At 47.5% G+C, this 19545-nt stretch carries 22 protein-coding genes; 18 read left to right on the top strand and 4 right to left on the bottom strand.

Features of this window, described 5'->3' with window-relative positions:
* The first annotated feature begins 141 nt into the window (after positions 1–141).
* From NUV48_11530 to NUV48_11505, 6 genes are all read left to right on the top strand, one after another.
* A complete protein-coding gene (locus NUV48_11530; protein ID MCR4442767.1) occupies positions 142–819 on the top strand; it encodes a copper amine oxidase N-terminal domain-containing protein in 678 nt (225 codons plus the stop codon).
* Positions 820–822: 3 nt separating this feature from the next.
* Positions 823–1050, top strand: a complete 228-nt coding sequence (locus tag NUV48_11525) for a hypothetical protein (GenBank protein MCR4442766.1) — start codon at positions 823–825, stop codon at positions 1048–1050.
* Between the two features lie 2 nt (positions 1051–1052).
* On the top strand, positions 1053–1298 hold the full coding sequence (locus tag NUV48_11520) for a hypothetical protein (GenBank protein MCR4442765.1): 246 nt from the start codon (positions 1053–1055) through the stop codon (positions 1296–1298).
* A 6-nt stretch (positions 1299–1304) separates the two neighbouring features.
* On the top strand, positions 1305–1871 hold the full coding sequence (locus NUV48_11515; GenBank protein ID MCR4442764.1) for a M23 family metallopeptidase: 567 nt from the start codon (positions 1305–1307) through the stop codon (positions 1869–1871).
* Positions 1872–2055: 184 nt separating this feature from the next.
* Entirely contained in the window at positions 2056–2415 is a 360-nt protein-coding gene (locus tag NUV48_11510; GenBank protein MCR4442763.1) for a helix-turn-helix domain-containing protein, read from the top strand.
* Between the two features lie 458 nt (positions 2416–2873).
* Positions 2874–3086, top strand: coding sequence for a hypothetical protein (locus NUV48_11505; GenBank protein MCR4442762.1), 213 nt, complete (start codon positions 2874–2876; stop codon positions 3084–3086).
* A gap of 64 nt (positions 3087–3150) precedes the next feature.
* Here the strand turns inward: NUV48_11505 and NUV48_11500 are convergent, their stop codons facing one another.
* From NUV48_11500 to NUV48_11490, 3 genes are all read right to left on the bottom strand, one after another.
* A complete protein-coding gene (locus NUV48_11500; GenBank protein MCR4442761.1) occupies positions 3151–3432 on the bottom strand; it encodes a hypothetical protein in 282 nt (93 codons plus the stop codon).
* A complete protein-coding gene (locus NUV48_11495) occupies positions 3432–3686 on the bottom strand; it encodes a hypothetical protein (protein ID MCR4442760.1) in 255 nt (84 codons plus the stop codon). Before NUV48_11495 ends, NUV48_11500 begins: the two co-directional genes overlap by 1 nt.
* A gap of 180 nt (positions 3687–3866) precedes the next feature.
* A complete protein-coding gene (locus tag NUV48_11490; protein ID MCR4442759.1) occupies positions 3867–4712 on the bottom strand; it encodes a methyl-accepting chemotaxis protein in 846 nt (281 codons plus the stop codon).
* 209 nt (positions 4713–4921) lie between these two features.
* Here NUV48_11490 and NUV48_11485 point away from each other — a divergent pair, with 209 nt between their 5' ends.
* From NUV48_11485 to NUV48_11435, 11 genes are all read left to right on the top strand, one after another.
* Entirely contained in the window at positions 4922–5803 is an 882-nt protein-coding gene (locus tag NUV48_11485) for a DUF6282 family protein (GenBank protein MCR4442758.1), read from the top strand.
* Positions 5804–5901: 98 nt separating this feature from the next.
* Complete coding sequence (locus NUV48_11480) at positions 5902–7122, top strand: hypothetical protein (protein ID MCR4442757.1); 1221 nt, start codon at positions 5902–5904, stop codon at positions 7120–7122.
* Positions 7123–7144: 22 nt separating this feature from the next.
* A complete protein-coding gene (locus NUV48_11475; GenBank protein MCR4442756.1) occupies positions 7145–7831 on the top strand; it encodes a GntR family transcriptional regulator in 687 nt (228 codons plus the stop codon).
* A 155-nt stretch (positions 7832–7986) separates the two neighbouring features.
* A complete protein-coding gene (locus tag NUV48_11470) occupies positions 7987–8613 on the top strand; it encodes a RimK-like ATPgrasp N-terminal domain-containing protein (protein ID MCR4442755.1) in 627 nt (208 codons plus the stop codon).
* Complete coding sequence (locus NUV48_11465) at positions 8601–9479, top strand: ATP-grasp domain-containing protein (GenBank protein MCR4442754.1); 879 nt, start codon at positions 8601–8603, stop codon at positions 9477–9479. The genes NUV48_11470 and NUV48_11465 overlap by 13 nt, the downstream gene beginning before the upstream one ends.
* Positions 9476–9931 (top strand): GNAT family N-acetyltransferase, encoded by a 456-nt coding sequence (locus NUV48_11460; protein MCR4442753.1) that lies wholly within the window; start codon positions 9476–9478, stop codon positions 9929–9931. The genes NUV48_11465 and NUV48_11460 overlap by 4 nt, the downstream gene beginning before the upstream one ends.
* Positions 9932–9978: 47 nt before the next feature.
* The gene (locus NUV48_11455) at positions 9979–10230 is read left to right on the top strand and encodes a hypothetical protein (GenBank protein MCR4442752.1); all 252 of its coding nucleotides are present in this window, start codon (positions 9979–9981) and stop codon (positions 10228–10230) included.
* 139 nt (positions 10231–10369) lie between these two features.
* Positions 10370–11743, top strand: coding sequence for a citrate/2-methylcitrate synthase (locus NUV48_11450; GenBank protein MCR4442751.1), 1374 nt, complete (start codon positions 10370–10372; stop codon positions 11741–11743).
* An 851-nt stretch (positions 11744–12594) separates the two neighbouring features.
* On the top strand, positions 12595–13956 hold the full coding sequence (locus NUV48_11445; protein ID MCR4442750.1) for a TrpB-like pyridoxal phosphate-dependent enzyme: 1362 nt from the start codon (positions 12595–12597) through the stop codon (positions 13954–13956).
* Positions 13957–14150: 194 nt separating this feature from the next.
* The gene (locus tag NUV48_11440) at positions 14151–15746 is read left to right on the top strand and encodes an MBL fold metallo-hydrolase (GenBank protein MCR4442749.1); all 1596 of its coding nucleotides are present in this window, start codon (positions 14151–14153) and stop codon (positions 15744–15746) included.
* Between the two features lie 94 nt (positions 15747–15840).
* Positions 15841–17043: a putative glycoside hydrolase gene (locus tag NUV48_11435; protein MCR4442748.1), complete on the top strand. Its 1203-nt coding sequence runs from the start codon at positions 15841–15843 to the stop codon at positions 17041–17043.
* 2 nt (positions 17044–17045) lie between these two features.
* Here NUV48_11435 and NUV48_11430 read toward each other — a convergent pair whose 3' ends face one another.
* A complete protein-coding gene (locus tag NUV48_11430) occupies positions 17046–17708 on the bottom strand; it encodes a hypothetical protein (GenBank protein ID MCR4442747.1) in 663 nt (220 codons plus the stop codon).
* A gap of 209 nt (positions 17709–17917) precedes the next feature.
* On the opposite strand from NUV48_11430, the gene NUV48_11425 reads away from it, so the two are divergent.
* The gene (locus NUV48_11425) at positions 17918–19534 is read left to right on the top strand and encodes a DAK2 domain-containing protein (GenBank protein MCR4442746.1); all 1617 of its coding nucleotides are present in this window, start codon (positions 17918–17920) and stop codon (positions 19532–19534) included.
* The last annotated feature ends 11 nt before the right edge of the window (positions 19535–19545 follow it).

Here is a 19545-nt window from a genome sequence, read left to right as displayed (position 1 = left end):
GCTTACCGGAACGGTTGTCTTAGAAACGCGAGAAGATAAAGTGCAAAATGACAAATTGATTATTGAACTGTAGGACTAAAATGCGCAGTAAGCCGCCTCATAATAGGGCGGTATTTTTATGCCCATGAAAGGAGGATAGCCATGCAACTTATCGGATCGTCAAAATACCAGGACATTTTTCGCCAGTATGCCCTGGAGCCGATGGAGCGGATCATCCCAAATATCCAGGACATCTTACAGGCCTGGACGGTATATCTGGGGTACAATCCTAACCCGGGTGTTGTCAACGGCAGTAACCCACACACTGACCCAAACCGCAAATATGTCTATATCCCCATGGTCGATGTTCTGCCGGAAAGTGACCGCGACTTGATTGCCCAGGTAGATATATGGGCTCACGAGGCCGGGCATTGCCTGCATCTTGAGCTGCTGGGCGACGACTTATCCAAGTGGCAGGAGTGGGCCCGGGAAACAGGCCATGCCCTGGACCTGGCTGGCCGGTATGGCGGCGGGGCAGGACTGGCAGCAGATACAAACTATTGGTGGATACCAAGCTATGAGGATTTTGCCTGTGATATAGCTAAGATGGTCAAATCTGCTGAGCCTCATCCATACTACATGTGCCTATGCGGCCTACAATACCAGGTGCTGGTGCCCGGCAGCTTGGAGTACAACGTCAACGGCGTACTGGTGGACAAGGATGCGGCCCCCAGGATTATCGAGGGACGCACTTACACCCCTACCCGGCATACTCATGAGGGATTTGGGGATACCGTTAATTATATCAACGGTAAGATTATTATCGTGAGGAGGGGGTAAAGATTGAACACTGAGGTTATGGTTGCTCTTTTATCATTTTGCGGTACCGGGATAGGCACTCTCGGCGGCATACTAACCGCAAATAAGCTTACAAATTACCGGATACAAGAGCTTGAGAAAAAAGTGGACAAGCATAACTCCCTCATCGAGCGCATGGTTGTGGTGGAGCAGTCTACAAAATCTGCGCATCACAGGATTGATGAGATTGCGGAAAAATTAGGAGGAATGTAGAAATGGAAAGTATCTATGGAGTGGCTGTAGTGCCTTTAATTATTGCCATTGTGGCATTAGCAAAAACAATAATCCCTGAATCGGCGCATAAGTATATGGGCCTAGTAGCTTGGTTGTTGGGCGTATTGATTGCCAGCGCATATGGCGCCCAGGAAGGCTGGGAACCTTTGCAAAGCATCATAATAGGCTCGGCTGTGGGGCTATCTGCGGCAGGATTGTACTCTACTACCAAAAACGCAAAGGAGTAAGTGGCCATGCTGCCAGTAAAAAACGGACGCATCTCTCAGGAGTACGGGCGCAAAAATTCACAATACCGCAAAGGATATCATCCTGGTATAGATGTGGTTGCTGATGGCGCGGACAAAAGTATTTATGCTGTCAGCCCGGGGGTAGTTATCCGGGCAAGATTCTCTCCTGGATCCAAGGGAGCGGACCCTACCGGCTGGGGCAATTATGTCATTGTCCGGCAGGTTGACGGCCATGATGTGCTGTACGCCCATCTTGCCCAGGTGGCTGTCACCGCTGGGCAGCTGGTTGTCGCCGGGGACAAGCTTGGCATCCAGGGTGCTACCGGCAGCGCTACAGGACCGCACCTGCATTTTGAGGTGTGGGACGGAGACTGGACTAAGCGGAACGATATCAACCCCGCTGAGTACCTGGGAATCGCCAACCAGGTGGGTCCGGTATCATTGAAAGACCCCTTTGAGGAAGACCGGCAATGGGCGGTTGAAAATGGTATCAGTGATGGGAGTGACCCGAACCGGGCTGTGTTGCGTAAAGAAGTTTGGGCGATGCTTAGGAGAATGAAGGAAGGGAGGTAATATTATTCTGCTCAGTAGGATACCACTTTAACTATATATAGTGATATAGTGAATACCATGGAAGGGGCTCCGAAAAGGGCCTCTTTTTATTTGTTTCAATAATCAACAAAAATAGTTGACTGGCTGTACATTATTTGTTATAATTAGCCAAGGAGAAATATTTAAAAATGAGAGGAGGTTAATTATGTTAACGCAATTTGGGAAGCTGTGTCGTAAGCTTAGAATAGATAATAATGAACTTTTAAAAGACATGGCAGACAAATTGAGCGTTACTCCGGCGTATTTATCTGCGGTTGAGGTAGGGAAACGCAATGTTCCTGAAGAATGGCCGGAAAAAATTGCTGAGTTATATTCATTAAATTCAGAAACATATGAAGCCTTGAAACATGCAGCAGATAAATCTCAATTACAAATCAAGATAAACTTAAGGGATTACGAGGAAAAAGATAAAGACGCCGTGCTTGCATTTGCCAGGGTGTTTAAGGAGTTGGATGAGGATGAAAAAATTAAGATTAAATCTGTTTTGTTAAAAGGAAGGATGTAATAAATGCATTCTTATGTCGCAAAGAGCACCGAGGAGTGATCCAAGGTGTTTTTTATAGGCTAATTTTAGGCTAAAAACTATAAAAAACTATGATTTTTTACGATGCAAAACGATAAGTTTAATTGTCGCCAAAACCAGTAATACCAAGGTATAAATCCTAATATGGCAAGGTTGGAAAAAATCGTTTTAAAAGATTCAGGTTCTAGTGTTCGCAAGGACGTGGGGGTTCAAGTCCCTTCAGCCGCACCAAGCCCAACATTGTCAAGGGCTTCAGCATTCTTCAAATGCCGAAGCCCTTGTTTTATTCGCACTAGATTCGTCCAAAAATCTAGCGGAGCAGTCTAGCCCCCGTTAAAAAATGATATTTTTGGATATGAGTCTGCTTAAAAAGTTCTTGATTATTAGCGGGACAAAGCCCAATGGATGTCGAAATATACATGTGAAAAAGGTATTAGAAGGTGGTATTAGTAGAAGAAAAACCAGATGAATATTTGCCAAGACCAGTCATTGTATTAAACGTTGAACCGCTAGAGGTGCTATCAGTAAAAGTGACGAAAACTGAACCGCGTGATAATGATGAGTATGATATTCCTATAGTTTATCGGCAGGAAGCAAATCTTCGTTTTAAATCTACGGGAGGTTATTTTGATTATATGACGCGCCCCTGGTAAAATATAGAAAACAGGGGCGCTAGAATTATCTTATACGCATTCTATTTGAAAGGAGGTTCGCATTTTAGAGTTTTTTGGAGAAAAAGCTGCTGGTGTTGTCGATACCTAATTCGTTTAGCATAACGTTTTTCATTTCCAGTACGTTTTTGAATTTTAGGGTATGGGCTATGGCGTTGGCCGTGCCGGCTTTAAGTATTTCACTGTCTTTATGGTAGTCAAATTTGCATGTTCGCCAGATGCCGTCTTTGCCATAACCCCAGTAGAGAGTGCTGCCGGTTCGGGAAGGTCTCATATTGAAGTGAGCAAGTAATCTCTTGATTTCTCCGTGTGAAAATCTTATCGGCACTATTGAAGTCCTAACGCTTTCCTGATTTCTTCTCTGTCGTTATTACATCTTAAGAGTTTAAGGAGATACAAATTTTTCTCTCTGGTTTCCGCTTTAGATATAAGCTCAATTTGTTTTACGTAGATGGCCAGGTATTCCTGAATACTGTCGATAAGGTCATTGACCGCTTCTTCATAGGTATTACCTTCCCCGTACAGGTCAATTTCGTTAACGGCCACCGTATATCCCCCAAGCTCTTCGTCGGGTTCAACGATGGGTTTAAATGGGAGATAACCTAATAAAGCGTCGAGCTATTCTTTTTTAATGTGGCTGACTTCTTCACTGCTGTAGGAAGGTATCCATCATCTCAAAAGTAAACTGTACGAATTCTTCGATGCTGATTCCAAATCGTTGGGAGCAGATGTCACCTGCTAATAACATCTTCCGCTGCAGGGCTATTTAGTCCCTCTGGATAAATCCTCGGACGCTTTTGTCAGTTTTTCCACCAGGATTGCCAGGTTTTCGAGGATGGGATTGATAGCGGCAAGTTTTTCCGCTTGTTCCTGGGTAACGTTTTTTACCATGCCGGCGGCTGAATTTGTGGAGTTGATTCCCTCTTTTATTTTTTCAATTATTGTTGAAATCTGGCCGGTTGATTCATTGGTTGCCCTGGCGAGAGTGCGCACCTCGTTGGCTACCACGTTAAAACCCCTTCCCGCGTCTCCGACCCTGGCCGCTTCAATGGAGGCATTAAGCCCGAGAATGTTTATCCTGTTGGCTATGTTTTTGACAAAGGAAAGAATTGTTGCAGTTTCCCCAACCCTTGCAGCGGTTTCGTCAGATATTGCTTTTAGTTCCTGGCTGGTAGCGGACAGTTCTTCGGCTTCGGCGGCGATTTCCTGCATCGAGGATTGAATTCCCTGGAGGCTTTTTTCAAGTTCCTTGGCAGTATTAAGCAGGAACTCTTTGCGTTCCGTGTTTTCCGTAACCCCAATTCCGCCGATTACTTCTCCGTTTTCGTCAAGGATGGGGAGGCCAACGCCAATATACGGCAGGCCGTACTTGGTATTCTTTGAGTCTATTTCCTGGACGACTCTTTTTTTTGTTCTCATGGCCTCGTATGTTACGGTGCCTTCAGGCACGCGCGCGCCCACCTGTACTTTCAAATCGAGGGTTCGGGCCGGGTAATAACAAAGCCATTTTTCCAGGTCGCTTACGGCTATTCCGACATCTGCCTGGGTTAGCTGGTTGACCAGGGGGGCCACTTTCAGAACGTGATCAAGCATGGTAAAATTAGCCATATAAGTTCCTCCCGTATTTTCAGTATAGTTAAAGTGTTTTGTTGAGATTTTTACTATGTTAAATTCTTTCAAAATAGGACTATTCCTGCTAATATGTAAAAAAAATTAGACAAATAATGCGCAAAAAGCAGTAAAAGATCAATAAAAATATATTGCTATATCATATATAATATATTTAAGTTAAATTATTTAGTCAAAGGAGAGAGCATATGTTTGCGGATTACAGCTTTTTAGAGGGCGCCATCGATCTACATATCCATGTTGGACCGGACTATGTCCAGCGATATGGCGATAGTATCACCCTGGCCCAGGAAGCGGCCAGGGCAGGTATGAAGGCAATAGTTATTAAAACACATCTATCTTCGACAGTAGCCTCCGCTCATGCGGCCACCAGAGTGGTTGAAGGAGTCAGGGTTTTTGGAGGTATTGCTCTAAATGAGTGCAACGGCGAGCTCAATCCCAGGAGTGTTATGGCCACAGCCAGGGCGGGAGGGAAAATGGTCTGGCTTCCGACCGTCGATGCCGGGTATGCACTGGAAAAAGCCCAAAAAGGCCATTGGATTGGCCATTATGTGAATGGTTCCACTTTCGGTTATGCGCGAAAGGGCATGCGCATCCTGGATGAGAACAATGTTCTGAAGAAAGAAATAGGGGAGATTATCAATATTTGCAAGGAATATGACGTAATTTTGGGAACCGGTCATATATCGCCGCAGGAAGCGCTTGCGCTGGCCAGGGAGAGCAAGAAAGCCGGATTTAAAAAACTGGAGGTGACTCATCCCAATGCCTGGCTGGAAGACTTTACGATAGGGGTTCTTAAAGAACTGGCGGAACTGGGAGCAACGCTTTCCTTGTCTTTTGGGGTGTGTTCGCCGCACAATGGGAGGCAGGATCCCCAGGAAATAGCCAGTGTTATCAGGGAGGTAGGGGCGGAGCACTGCTGCCTGATTACGGATTACGGCCAGACGGTTCATCCTTCGCCGACGGAAGGGTTGAGGGTTTACTGCCAGCTTTTGGCTAATCTTGGCATTAAACGACAGGAAATTGAACTTATGACCAGGGAGAATCCGGCCCGCTTGCTTTCAATATAGGTTAAAGAGACAACTGAACAGCCGGCTGTGCTCCGGATAAATATTTATAGAAACAGCCCGGATATTAGGAGTATAATAGCATAGGAGGAGACAAAAGAATGAATTACTGGAAGAACGAGAACTGGTGGATTAGCAATTACAATTTTTGTGATGAAGTAAGGCGCGGGATTGACATTAAACCGGGAATAAAGCTGCATGACGCCACTTTGCGTGATGGAGAACAGACTCCGGGTATCGTTTTAAAAAAAGATGAAAAAGTTGAGATCGCCAGAAGGATGTCCGAAGCGGGCATCCACCGCATTGAAGCTGGCATGCCCGCCGTTTCCGAAGAGGACAGGTCCGCCATCGAAGAGATAAAAAAACTGGGCTTAAAGACCCAGGTGTTTTCTTTTGCCAGAGCTATGGCCGAAGACATAAAAATGGCCGCAGACTGCGGCGCAGACGGTGTCGTGATCGAAGTTCCCATTGGCAAACCGAAACTTGAACTGCAGTTCAAGTGGGAAGTGGACAGGGTAATAGAGATGAGCCTTAAGGGAATTCAAGCGGCAAGGGAGTACTCGCTGTATACTGTCTTGTTTCCTTACGATACGACCCGGGCTGACGAAACTGACCTGGACAGGTTTCTTTCGGTCATCATGGCCGAATGTCCGCCCGATTCGATAGGACTCGTAGATACGATGGGGTCTGCTCTGCCTATGGCCATCCGCTATTTAACCCGGTATGTGAAAGAAAAAACAAAACTTCCCGTAGAAATACATACGCACAACGACTTTGGACTGTCCCTGGCCGGAAGTATTGAGGCTGTATTGTCCGGAGCCGAGGTCGTCCACTGCTGTATGAATGGGATAGGCGAAAGAACCGGCAACTGCGCCACGGAAGAGGTCGCCGCCGCTTTACAATTGCTTCTTGGTGTGGAGCTGGGGATTGAAATGCAAAAACTGGTGGAGCTGTCAGGACTGGTCGAAACCATGACGGGATTCAGGCTGGCGGCGAACAAGCCTATTGTGGGCGAAGGAAATTTTACGCGGGAATCGGGAATAGGAGCAGATACCCTGCTTAAGGCTCCCCTGGCCATGTTCGCGATAAATCCCGGGTTCTTGGGACGCGAACCTAGGCTGGTTCTTGGGAAGAAGAGCGGCTTAACGTCGATTGAAATGAAGTTGAAGGCGCTGGAAATTGAACTTGATCAGGAAAGCAAGAGCAATTTGTTGAAAGACGTAAAAAATATGGGGATTGAAAAAAAGAGGTATTTGACTGACGAAGAATTTTTAGGCTTACTTAAAAAATACAGGAAACAGGCAAAAAAATCCGGCAGTTAGGCTGTGGATTGTTGTGGAGGGGATGGCCATTAGCGAACTGAATTTTATTAACAAGGAACAGTTTATCACCACAAAGATTGAAGCTGTTTATAACGTGTTGCGGGAAAACATTGTCAACGGCAATCTTAAACCCGGCACAAGGCTGGTTCTCAAGAAAATAGCCGGCGACCTTGGGGTATCGGAAATCCCGGTGAGGGAAGCCATAAGAATGTTGGAGGCCCAGGGACTTGTCACCATAACGCCTCATACGGGAGCGCAGGTGTCCACTTTCAGCGCTGAAGACGCCGAGGAGATTTTCAATATCAGGAGTGTTCTGGAGGGTTATGCGGCCAAAACAGCTTTGCCGAATTTGACTCCCGAGGTTATGGAACGTCTCAATGGGGTAATAGCAGAAATGCGCGAGTGCATAAAAGAAGGGGATGCGGTCAGGTATGGCCTTCTTAACCGCGATTTTCACCGGCTGCTTTACCAGTGTTCGCCGTACAAACGGCTTTACAAAATGATATTTGAGATGTGGGATGGCAGTGAACGAACTAGGGCCGTTTTTGCCTTTGACCGTGAAAGGCCGGAAAATTCCCTCCGGGAGCATGAGGACATTATGCGCGCCCTGGAAGAGGGCGATGGTGAAAAGGTCGAGCAAATTGTAAGGAAACACAAGCAAAAAGCCGGCGAAGCATTTGTCAGGTATTTAAATCATCATAACACGTAACCGAACGGTGGAAAGGCCCACCGGCAACACGGCGAGCAGTTGCCGGTGGGCCTTTTTGGGCCGGTTTGCAGATTAAAAGGTGAAAATATTTAACCGATTTTTAATATACTTTTGTTTGCAGAGGAATTAAAATAAGTATAGCAGTACAGGGGGAGATGATTTGGAAAAAAATGGGAGGAGAAATTATTCTGTACAGGCTGAACAGCGATGACACTTATTTATACAACATGTTCGGCGACTATACTTACCTGACCGAAGGCTACTACAAGTCGTTGGACTGTGAACTTTCAGGGATCAACATCAGGCCGACCACGGAGGAGGCGCTTGACGCCTATGTTGTTCCTCTGGCCATGAAAAAAGCGGAGTTTTCAGGCATTAAAACACCTGTTCACGAAATCGTGACTGAAAAACTGACACCCCCTATCTTGGCTTATCCTATCAATCCTTTTACTTCCAAGTGCGAAGTAATCATCGAGAAGGAAAATATGGGAGAAGACTTAAAAAGAGTGACCATGGGTGGCAAGTATGCCACGATCTGTCAAAGGCTGCCTGCCGACTACAGGATCGATGTGGTTCGCTCACTTTTGGGGCTGACACTTCAAAAGGAATACACTGCTTTTGCCATGTCGGTTTTCAAGGCGTTTCACCTGCCGCTCATGAGGATCAGGGTGATTGTAACGGCCGATGAGTACCTGTTTTCCGCTATCGAGCCGCTGCCCTATGATGAACTTACTCTGAAGGAAAAGAAGATGCTGGAGGAGATGGGGACATGGCAAAGATAGCAATTTTTACGGAACGATACACGATCAGGAGTTCGGTGGAACTGGCCGCCCTGACGAACTACAGAATGGCTGCTTTTGAGCTGGGACACCAGTTGGATTTTCTCTTTCGCCACGAATTGAAGTACCTCCATAATTACGATGCCGTTTTTATCAGAGCCCTTACCGATCCGCTGAACACAAGTTACGTGGTGGCCAGGTTGGCCCAGATGCAGGGGCAGCGTGTTATTGACGAACCGGAAAGCATACGCATTTGCTGCGACAAGGTAAACATGTACAAGCGGCTGATCCAGCGGCAGATAACGGTGCCGGAAACAATTTTTTTGGACAATAAGGAGGTTACGAGGGAGAACGCGCGTGAGCTGTTTGAGGGGCTGGGCATTCCTCTCGTTTTAAAAGCTCCCAACAGCAGCTTTTCGCATTACGTCGAAAAGGTTAATTCTTATGACGAGTTTGTAATGGTCGGGAAAAAGTTCTTGCGAAGAGCGGACCGAATTATTGTTCAGCAGTACATCCCAAGCGAGTATGATTGGCGTGTAATTCTCCTGAACGGAAAGGTTCAGGCGGTTGTAAAGTATGTTTTCGCCCAAAACACATGGAGAACGATGGATCGCGCCGAGAATGGAGAGCTGTCCAAAGTGGTGGGGGTAAGGATTGAAGAAGCCAAGCCGGAATTGCTTAAAATCGCTGCCGATGCGGCAAAAGCGATTGGGAACAGTTTGTACGGTGTGGACATTAAAGAAGTCGATGGAGAATACTACGTAATTGAAGTGAACGACAATCCCAATATCGATGCGGGCAACGAAGATCAGGCCAGCCCGGAAATATATAAAAACATCGTTCGCTACCTCGCGGGTGAAGAGATTTGAGTGAGCTTTTGGTTCGTAAGGCATTTTGGACAGACTTGGACAAGCTGGTGGAAATGGAGAGAATATGTTTCCCGCAGGGCGATGCATTTTCAAAACGTGCCATGAGGCGGATGGTGATTAACCCGAACGGGTCGATCATTCTTGACGTGCTGGAGTATGGAGGGTGTATGGCCGGGTATGCGGCATACCTGACAAGGAAAAACAGCCGAACGATCAGGCTGTATTCTTTATGCGTGCTGCCGGATTATGAAGGGCGGGGACTGGCCAGGAAGTACCTGGAAGGAAGGTTAAAAGATTTTTCTCCGTATTTTTCCAGAATAAGCCTGGAAGTAAGAACATCCAACGGGAAGGCAGTCCGGTTGTATCAGGGTCTGGGGTTTAAACTGCAAAAGGTTTTGGAAAAATATTATGCTGATGGAGAAAAAGGGTACCGCCTGGTTAAATTGCTGTAAAGCCAACGCCACAAAAAACATGGAAATTTTGATAACCGGGGGATGTTATGACTGAAAAGTGGGCATTTTTAACTCAAATCGAAGATGACCGGGAAGCGGATGTTATTGAATCGATGTTCGGCTTTTACGGGATTCCTTTACTGAGAAAGTACAGGTGGGCCGGAGGGTTTCTTAAAGTGTTCATGGGTGTTTCTTCTTTTGGCGTTGATTTATATGTACCGGAAAGCGTGCTGAACATTTCCAGGGAAATATTGGAAGCAAAACAAGAGCAAACCAGTGAAGAGGAGTCGCGCGGGTAAAAAGCGGCAAGTGATTGTTGCGCAGTAGAAAATACAGTATTCAAAGAAAAAAAGGATTGACTATACGCGTATTATTGTATACAATGATGCTAAAATACTTGCATGAATGAATTGCAGAAATGAACGGAGGAACAAGAGGATGCATCTGGCATTCAATAACCATGCGAAAGTCAACTCAGCGAGATTTGATGCTTTGAGCAGGCTGGCGGAAAAAAACAACCGTATTGATCCTGATTTGTACCATAAATATGATGTAAAACGGGGTTTGAGGAACAACAACGGCACAGGGGTGCTGGTTGGCCTGACTGGAGTGGGAGATGTCCATGGCTACCGCATGGACAACGGCGTAAAGGTGCCGGATGAAGGCAAATTATACTACAGAGGCATCGAAATAAAGGAGATTATCGAAGGTTTTCAAAAAGACGGGAGGTACGGGTTTGAAGAAGTAAACTATCTTTTGCTTTTCGGCGTTTTGCCCAATCGTCATGAGCTGGAAGAATTTGTAAATATATTAGGGGAAAACAGGAAACTGCCGGACGGTTTTACCGAGGATATGATGTTGAAAGTTCCCAGCAGGGACATCATGAATATGCTGGCCAGGAGCGTTCTGGCCGCATATTGCTACGACCGCGATCCTGATGATTTGAGCTTAAAAAGTGTGCTCAGGCACTCAATTGAATTGATTGCCCGTTTTCCAACCATGGCCGTGTACGGTTACCAGGCAAAATCCAGGTATTATGATAACAAGAGTTTATTTATACACACGCCGCGCGAAGAATTGAGCACGGCGGAAAACATATTATACATGCTGCGCCCGACCTGCGAATACAGCAGGCTTGAGGCGGAGCTTCTCGATCTCGCGCTGGTCCTCCATGCGGAACACGGGGGAGGAAACAATTCAACATTTACCACCAGGGTGGTCACGTCGACCGGCACGGATACATATTCTGCCATTGCTGCCGCCGTGGGTTCGCTGAAAGGCGGCAAACACGGCGGAGCCAATCTTAAGGTGCTGGAAATGATGGAGAATATCAAGGCCAATGTCCGGGATTGGGATAATGAAGATAAACTGAAAGCTTATCTCCACGACATTGTTAACAAGAAGGCGAACGACGGCTCCGGCCTCATTTACGGGATGGGGCACGCGGTTTATACGTTGTCAGACCCCAGGGCGGTTCTGTTGAAGAAAAAAGCGGCCGAATTGGCCAAAGAAAAAGGAGCGGAAAAAGAATTTCATCTTTACTCGGAAGTGGAAAGACTCACCTCCGTTGTTTTCAGCGAGGTGAGAAACGAGAAGGTTACCCTGGCCGCAAATGTTGACCTTTATTCCGGGTTTGTCTACAAGGCTTTGAACATACCCCGGGAACTGTATACGCCGCTGTTTGCCATAGCTAGGATCGGCGGATGGTGTGCTCACCGCATAGAAGAACTGGCCAGCGGAGGAAAAATAATCAGGCCGGCTTATAAAAATGTGGCTGAAATAAAGAGATACGTGCCCCTATCCGAAAGGTAACAGGAAGCGAAGGCTCCCTGTTATTTTGTTCGCTGATTCGCTGATTTGTGAATGGACGGGAGCGGTTTTTTGAAAACACGAATTACAGTCAGCTAAAAATATGGTGAAAAAGGCATTTGCGCGCATCCGGGACTATAAAAGACGAACATTTTTGATGGGAATATGATTAATGAGATAATATATACGAATTTTATAAAAATTCACATAAAGCCATTGACAGAGGAGAACTTTTACTTTAGAATAAGAATCAACCAGGAAATAACCACCCGGTTGTTAACCTGGTAACCCTGAAAGTTCGATTAACTGTTCTTTGCAAATCTGCAAGGGGTTTTGCGAAGTATTCAAAGAACGACAGCCGAGATGCCGAAAGGCAAAAAGGTGTCGAGCAGGAAACTGAATTTTTATGGTAAAACCATAAAAAAGCAGTGATTCCGGTGTACTGGCGGTAAAACCAGATAACAGATGAGCCAAAGGACGGCGAATTCCCCCGCGAACCCGGAAAGCGCACCAGCTTTTCGAAAAAATAGCCGCCGCACAGGCCGCTAAGGGAAACTTACCGGGTTCCTGGGACCGGTAAGAGAGGGGTTCGAACAAGGATAAGGAAACGAGAAAGTTTCCTGGCCGTTTCAGGGAAAAAAGGAGGGCGTATTCCACTGGAGTACCATCTCGCGGGGAAAGGGTAAGCGGGTTCCGTAAGGAATCAAAGAAAGCTTACCCTTTTCCCATTTGTTTAACGTTTAACGATTGTTCGTTTTTTTGCACCAGGCCTTACTTGAATTTTTTGCGCGTTTTATGATAAACTAAAGCATATTTAAATACCAATTATCAAAAGCAGAGGAGAGAAGAGAAAGATGAGAAAAGAAGAGATGACAAAAATCATTTTGCCCGAAGAGAAAATACCCCGTTCGTGGTATAACGTGCAGGCTGATATGCCGAACAAGCTCCAGCCCGGGTTGAACCCGCAGACCAAAAAGCAATTACAGCCCCAGGACCTGGCACCCATTTTCCCCATGGCTCTAATTGAGCAGGAGGTATCCACGCAGAGGTTTATCGAAATTCCGGAAGAAGTAAGGGAGGTCTACAAAAAATGGAGACCCTCACCGCTTTACCGGGCTCGTAGCCTGGAAAAAGCGCTGGATACGCCGGCCCGTATTTACTACAAGTATGAAGGGGTAAGCCCGGTCGGCAGTCACAAATTGAACACCGCTGTGCCGCAGGCTTATTACAATAAGAAAGAAGGGATCAAACGCCTGTCTACAGAAACAGGAGCTGGCCAGTGGGGAACAGCGCTGTCTCTGGCTTGTAAGATGTTTGACCTTCAATGCACCGTTTATATGGTCAGGATCAGCTTCGAGCAGAAACCTTACAGGCGTTCATTCATGCAGGTTTATGGCGCGGAGTGTATTTCTAGCCCCAGTCCGAAAACATCTGTAGGGCGAAAAATACTGGAAGAACAGCCAAATACTCCCGGGACATTAGGCATTGCCATCAGCGAGGCGGTCGAAGATGCAGCGGGGAGGAGCGATACCAATTATTCCCTGGGAAGCGTCCTTAATCATGTTTGTCTTCACCAGTCCGTCATCGGGCAGGAAGTTAAGCTCCAGCTGGAAATGGTTGATGATTACCCGGATGTGGTTATAGGCTGCTGCGGGGGAGGAAGCAATTTTGCGGGTATCGCCTTTCCTTTTGTACCCGATAAACTGGCCGGGAAAAAGGTTCGCTTGATGGCGGTTGAACCTGCAGCCTGTCCCACGCTGACCAGGGGGAAATTTGCTTATGACTACGGGGATGTGGCCGGTATAACTCCCATGTTGATGATGTATACGCTCGGTCATTCATTTACGCCAGCCGGCATTCACGCCGGTGGGTTAAGGTATCATGGGGATGCTCCCTTGGTAAGCCAGCTTTATCATGACGGGATTGTGGAGGCCAGGGCCTATAAACAAAAAGGAGTATTCGAGGCGGCTGTACTCTTTTCCCAGACGGAAGGGATTTTGCCTGCGCCGGAGTCGGCTCACGCCGTTAAGGCTGCGGTGGATGAAGCCCTGGAAGCCAAAGAGGCCGGCGAGTCTCGCTGTATTGTTTTCAATTTGAGCGGTCACGGCCACCTGGATCTGTCGGCCTATGAGAATTATCTTTCCGGGAATCTCGAGGATGCCGAGCTTAGTGAAGAAGAATTAAAAAGGAATATAGATAAACTGCCGGAAGTTTAAAGAATGTCGGGGCTTTAGACGAGGAAGTATAGTCTTTAACAGCAAAAAGCAAATCACCGGATGCCATCCAGCATGATGGGTATCCGGTGATTTTTTTGAAAAGCGGGAGGCATTATTTATGTTAAAATAAAAATGAATGTTGAAAAAAGACGAAATAGGAAGATTATTCTTCCCCAAGAAAGGATGGAAGCAGGATGAAGATAAGATTCTGCGGTGCGGCTGGTACCGTTACCGGCTCATGTTTTTTGGTAACCGTGGGCAAAACCAGATTCCTTGTGGACTGTGGGATGTTCCAAGGTTCAAAGGAGTTAAAAGAGAGGAACTACGGGGAGTTTTTGTTTAACCCTGCCGAAATTGACTTTGTGCTGCTAACGCACGCGCATGTGGACCACTGCGGCCTGATTCCCAAGCTCTTCAAGCATGGTTTTAAAGGCCCGGTTTACACCACCAAGGCGACGGCCGAGCTGTGCAGCATTGTGCTGCCCGACAGTGCTCATATACAGGAAATGGAAGTTGAAAGAAAAAACAGGAAGAATATGCGCAGCGGCAGTAAACTGCTGGAGCCTATTTATACCGTGGATGATGCCAGGCGCTGCCAGGAAAATTTCCGGGGCTGCGGTTACGAAGAAACGCTTGAACTCGCGCCGGGCATAAAGGTCAGGTTCCAGGATGCAGGGCATATCCTGGGCTCGGCGATGATTGAATTATATGCGCAGGAAGGGGAAAAAGAACGCAAGATCGTCTTTTCCGGCGATATCGGCAATATCAATCAACCGATAGTAGATGATCCGACAAAGATATATGTCGCGGATATTGTGGTCATGGAGTCGACTTACGGGAATCGTTATCACCTGGAGGCGGAAAACAAGCTGGATCTCTTGGCAAGCGTGATCAAGTCGACCCTGAAAAAAGGAGGGAATCTCATCGTGCCTTCTTTTGCCGTGGAAAGAACGCAGGATTTAATCTTTGATTTGAAAATGCTGAGCGAGCAAGGACGAATACCGCATGTGGACGTTTATATCGACAGCCCCATGGCTGTCGAAGCGACCCAGGTGTTTATAAATAACCACGAATTTTGCACAGACGAGGCTTTCTGCCAGGTATCAGGGGAAGAGGCTCAAAAATTCTTCCAGTGGCCCAACCTGCACTATGTGATCACTGCGGAGCAATCCATGGCCTTAAACAAAATCAAAGGAGGCGCCATTATCATCTCGGCAAGCGGTATGGCCGACGCCGGAAGAATAAAACACCATTTAAAGCACAATCTCTGGCGTCCCGAGTCGACCATACTCTTTGTTGGTTACCAGGCTGAGGGCACTCTTGGCCGCCGGATCCTGGAAGGGGAAAAGAGGGTGAGAATACACGGTGAAGAAGTTGCGGTGAGAGCGGATATAGTTAAGATCGAAGGGTTTTCTTCCCATGCCGACCAGAAAGGGCTGTTGGAATGGCTCAAGGCATTTAAGAAAAAACCTGAAAAGCTCTTTTTGGTGCACGGTGAAACGGATTCCCTGGAGACACTGCAGAGAGTTATTCAAAGCGAGACTGGCCAGCATGCTGAAATTCCAGCTTACGGCGCGCAGTATGACCTGGAAACCGATGCGTTTGAAAAGGCGCCGGAACTGGCAGCACCTGCTGGAGTGAAGGAGATGCCAGAGCTGGAGCTTGCGTTCCAGGCTATCAAGCATAAAATCGAAGAACTGGCCAGGGTACCGGGTAAAGATACCCGCACGTTACAGCGGCTGCTGGCGCAGTTAAGCGAAGTGGAACGAGAAATAAAAAGAGCCGGTTGAGGTATAGCATAATTTGGCAAAAGGGAATAAGTAGGAAACTGCCAGAGATTGTCGAATATAGTTTTAGCCTGTCATAATCGGGGAGATGGAGCGAATGTTGAAAAAATACTTCTTTGCCGGAATGGTCATTGTTTTATTGTCAGTTGTGACTGTTGCTTTTTATACTTTCAGCGCCATATCCCCAGGCGGCGTGCAGGAAGCAAGGCAGAATTATGCTTACCAGCAAACCCTGCGCGACTCTTCCCGAATCATACCGCTGGAGGAGAAGGTTCATTATGCCAAACGTTTTTTTGCGGGGGACAATCGCCCCATTTCCAAAGAACCGGTTAAGGTTAAAGGCATTTACATGAGCGGCAGTGCCGTTTACAGCAGCACCCTTTTTCCGTACCTGATTGACCTTGTTGACACCACTGAGTTGAACGCGCTGGTTGTCGATATGAAAGATGACAGCGGAATCCTTGCTTTTGATTTTGACATCCCGCTGGCCCGGGAGATTAAGGCCAGGACGCACGGCACAGGCCAGGCTTTTGAAGAAAAGATGAGGGTGCTGTACACTAAAAATATTTACCCAATTGCCCGCATTGTCGTGTTTAAAGATCCAGTACTGGCCGAAAGAAAGCAGGAACTGGCGATAAAAAGGAAAGACGGAGGGTTGTGGCGCGACAGGAAAGGCTTGGCCTGGGTGGATCCTCATTGTGAAACAGTCTGGAAATATGCGGTTGATGTGGCCAAGGAGGCGGCCAAGGTGGGGTTCCGCGAGATACAGTTTGACTATGTTCGCTTTCCCACCGACGGCGATGTAAAGAACGCGGTTTATCCTTTTGCCGGAGGACAGAAAAAGGAGGACGTTATTCAGGAATTTTTAAGATACGCCCGGACTGAACTACAGCCATACAACGTTTTCCTTGCGGCGGATGTTTTCGGTTTAACTACGCTGACGCTTGATGACATGGGCATGGGGCAGAAGTTTGAGAAGGTGATTTCCCAGGTTGATTATATCTGCCCAATGGTTTACCCTTCGCATTATGGGCCCGGCAACTACGGGTTTAACAATCCTAACGGTCACCCCTACGAAGTGGTTAGGCAGGCCCTGTTTGACGGGCTCAAGAAGATTAATGAATCAGGTCACACGGGCGTCCTTCTGAGACCGTGGCTGCAAGATTTCGACCTTGGAAGCCCTGCATACGGCAGGGAAGAAGTCAGGGCCCAGATCAGGGCTGCTTATGATTCCGGACTGGAGGAATGGATGCTCTGGAACGCTGGTAACAGGTATACGAAAGAAGCCCTGCTTGAATGATCTTATTTTGGCTGGTTTAATTGATACGGGCAGCAGCCAGGGTGAAGGGGAACGTTCCAGGACCTGTTGGTGATGTATTCGAGAATTACGGCGTTTTCATGTTTGTTGATAAGTTGCCCGCATTTCAAGCAGTAAGCTTCTTTTTCCAACACGCCGGCGTAGACTCGAAAAGGCACACGCGACCATTTGCGCCAGCTTTTCCAGCCTGTTTTACATAGCCGGGACCGGTTTTCGAAATCGGCAAAGACCCACTTCAACAACCGGTGAAAACCGAAGGCGTAGCGGGCATGTTGAACAAAGCTGCGGGGCAGGCCCAGTTTTATTACATAGTCGCTGAAGGATTCTTCAACCTTGATTTGCAGCGGACCATCTATTTTGCTGCTTGTCCAGGCATAACCCTGGTTGTCAAGCCAGCGGCGAAGCGCGTCGAAAACGTAACCGCGGCAAACCTGAATGGGTTCGTCTGTTGTAACATTAAGCCTTTCAAAGGAACACCTGACAATTTTTATTACATATTGCTGGTATTTTTTTTGCGTGAAAAAAGGTTCTCGAAAAAAAACGGGGGGAATAATCCTGAAAAGGTATTCCTCTGTTTCTTTGCGCATGACACCTATCCCTGTCCCTCCGACCAGGCTCCCGCTGCCGGCGTCGTCTATTTGCACCATTGCGTCAGCACCTCGCTATTTCGGTATTATAGTATGTCTTATGTCGAAGGCAAGTATTAGTGCTCATAAAGCGCCGTTTTAGAATAAATTGACGATGTTTTATCTTAAAGCTTATAATAGTAATGTCTATACTTGTGACCAGGGCAGCGGCTGCCCAAGAAACCCAACCTGGACATGTCAGCAGTTCATCCACCGGAGGGGACAAAAGGGTGAAAAGCGGGAGCTTAGATGGCCGTTTGTGGGCCAGGCTGGTGGTTGTTTCCGGTAAGTATTTGGAAGAGAGAAAAGCTTTTATCGATTCACTCAATGTTTTTCCGGTGCCTGACGGGGATACCGGAACTAATATGAGTTTAACGATGACTTCCGCTAGCAAAGCCATTCAACAGGACGAGGACGGCAGCATTGAAAGAGCGGCGAAAACAGTCTCTCATGGAGCGCTCATGGGCGCCAGGGGCAATTCGGGAGTCATCCTCTCTCAATTGATGGCCGGCTTTGCGCGGGCAGCTGAGGGAAAAACGGAACTTGACGCAAGGGAGCTAGCCGTTGCCTTAAGGACTGCGGTGGAAACCGCTTACCAGGCAGTCATGAACCCGGTGGAAGGAACAATATTAACCGTCTCGCGGGAAGCTGCCCGTTATGCAGAGGAAGCTGCCGACCTGCCGGGCAGTACCCTGGAATCCGTTTTTGAAGCCGCCTACCGGGGAGCCTTGCTTGCCCTGAAAAAAACCCCGGATATGCTGCCCGTGCTGAAACAGGCCGGGGTGGTTGATGCCGGCGGGCAAGGCATGGTCTACATTCTGGAGGGTATGCTGAAGGTAATAAAAGGGGAGGAGTGCGCAGGCGATCCCGGACAGCACACGGCGGAAGAACCTGAAAGGTCGCCGATCCAGTATCAGAACGATGAAATCCTGGAGTACCAGTATTGCACCGAATTTATTTTGAAAAGAAAAGAAGAACCGCTCGTTCTTGAAGATATCCGGGCCTTTTTGGCGGATAAAGGCGATTGTATTCTGGTTGTGGGCAATGCGGATACTGGAAAGATACATATCCATACCAATTCTCCCGGGAAAGTGCTGGATTTCTGCACCAGCCTCGGCACACTGCACGAGATACAGATTCACAACATGAGTGAACAGAGCCAGGAGATGCAGGCGAGGGCTCGCGCCGTTAAGCGCCTGGGCTTGGTCGGCGTGGCTGTGGGCGCGGGACTTATAGAAATCTTTAAAAGCCTCGGCGTCGATGTGGTGATAGAGGGTGGACAAACCATGAATCCCAGCACGCGTGATTTTGTGGAGGCGGTTGAAAATATCTTGGCCGAAGAAGTGCTTATTCTACCGAACAACAGCAATGTGGTGCTTGCCGCTGAGCAGGCTGCGAAAGCGGTCGCCAAACCATGCCGGGTGGTAAGGACAAGAAGTATACCCCAGGGGATAGCAGCCTTGATGGCCTTTAATGCTGAAAACGGGTTGGAACAGAACAGGCAGAAGATGGAAGATGCCGGAAACCAGGTGGTAACCCTGGAAGTCACATATGCGGTACGGGATTCCAGTTTCAATGGTCATGAGATTGTAAAGGGCCAGGTAATTGGATTGTGCAACGGTGAGCTGGCCTTTACCGGCTGCGAGGCCTCGCAGGTGGTGGAAGGGCTGGTTGCTCAAAACCTGAAAGAAGGTCATGAGCTGGTTACTATCTATTACGGGGAGGATGTTCAGGAATTAGAAGCCCGTGAAATGGTGGAGAGGCTTTCCAAACTGTACCCGTGGGTTGATTTTGAACTCCATTTTGGGGGTCAGCCGCTTTATTATTACTTGATTTCTTTGGAATAGGATAAAAGGGG

The sequence above is a fragment of the Peptococcaceae bacterium genome, from assembly GCA_024655825.1.
Lineage (GTDB): Bacteria > Bacillota > Peptococcia > DRI-13 > PHAD01 > JANLFJ01.
This window is presented reverse-complemented; position numbering and strand designations above follow the sequence as displayed.

Coding starts and splice junctions, on each gene's coding strand:
- NUV48_11455 (MCR4442752.1), top strand. CDS start 9,979: ATGACTGAAAAGTGGGCATTTTTAACTCAAATCGAAGATGACCGGGAA.
- NUV48_11515 (MCR4442764.1), top strand. CDS start 1,305: ATGCTGCCAGTAAAAAACGGACGCATCTCTCAGGAGTACGGGCGCAAA.
- NUV48_11470 (MCR4442755.1), top strand. CDS start 7,987: ATGATTTGGAAAAAAATGGGAGGAGAAATTATTCTGTACAGGCTGAAC.
- NUV48_11435 (MCR4442748.1), top strand. CDS start 15,841: ATGTTGAAAAAATACTTCTTTGCCGGAATGGTCATTGTTTTATTGTCA.
- NUV48_11465 (MCR4442754.1), top strand. CDS start 8,601: ATGGCAAAGATAGCAATTTTTACGGAACGATACACGATCAGGAGTTCG.
- NUV48_11520 (MCR4442765.1), top strand. CDS start 1,053: ATGGAAAGTATCTATGGAGTGGCTGTAGTGCCTTTAATTATTGCCATT.
- NUV48_11510 (MCR4442763.1), top strand. CDS start 2,056: ATGTTAACGCAATTTGGGAAGCTGTGTCGTAAGCTTAGAATAGATAAT.
- NUV48_11450 (MCR4442751.1), top strand. CDS start 10,370: ATGCATCTGGCATTCAATAACCATGCGAAAGTCAACTCAGCGAGATTT.
- NUV48_11445 (MCR4442750.1), top strand. CDS start 12,595: ATGAGAAAAGAAGAGATGACAAAAATCATTTTGCCCGAAGAGAAAATA.
- NUV48_11480 (MCR4442757.1), top strand. CDS start 5,902: ATGAATTACTGGAAGAACGAGAACTGGTGGATTAGCAATTACAATTTT.
- NUV48_11440 (MCR4442749.1), top strand. CDS start 14,151: ATGAAGATAAGATTCTGCGGTGCGGCTGGTACCGTTACCGGCTCATGT.
- NUV48_11430 (MCR4442747.1), bottom strand. CDS start 17,708: ATGGTGCAAATAGACGACGCCGGCAGCGGGAGCCTGGTCGGAGGGACA.
- NUV48_11475 (MCR4442756.1), top strand. CDS start 7,145: ATGGCCATTAGCGAACTGAATTTTATTAACAAGGAACAGTTTATCACC.
- NUV48_11530 (MCR4442767.1), top strand. CDS start 142: ATGCAACTTATCGGATCGTCAAAATACCAGGACATTTTTCGCCAGTAT.
- NUV48_11490 (MCR4442759.1), bottom strand. CDS start 4,712: ATGGCTAATTTTACCATGCTTGATCACGTTCTGAAAGTGGCCCCCCTG.
- NUV48_11485 (MCR4442758.1), top strand. CDS start 4,922: ATGTTTGCGGATTACAGCTTTTTAGAGGGCGCCATCGATCTACATATC.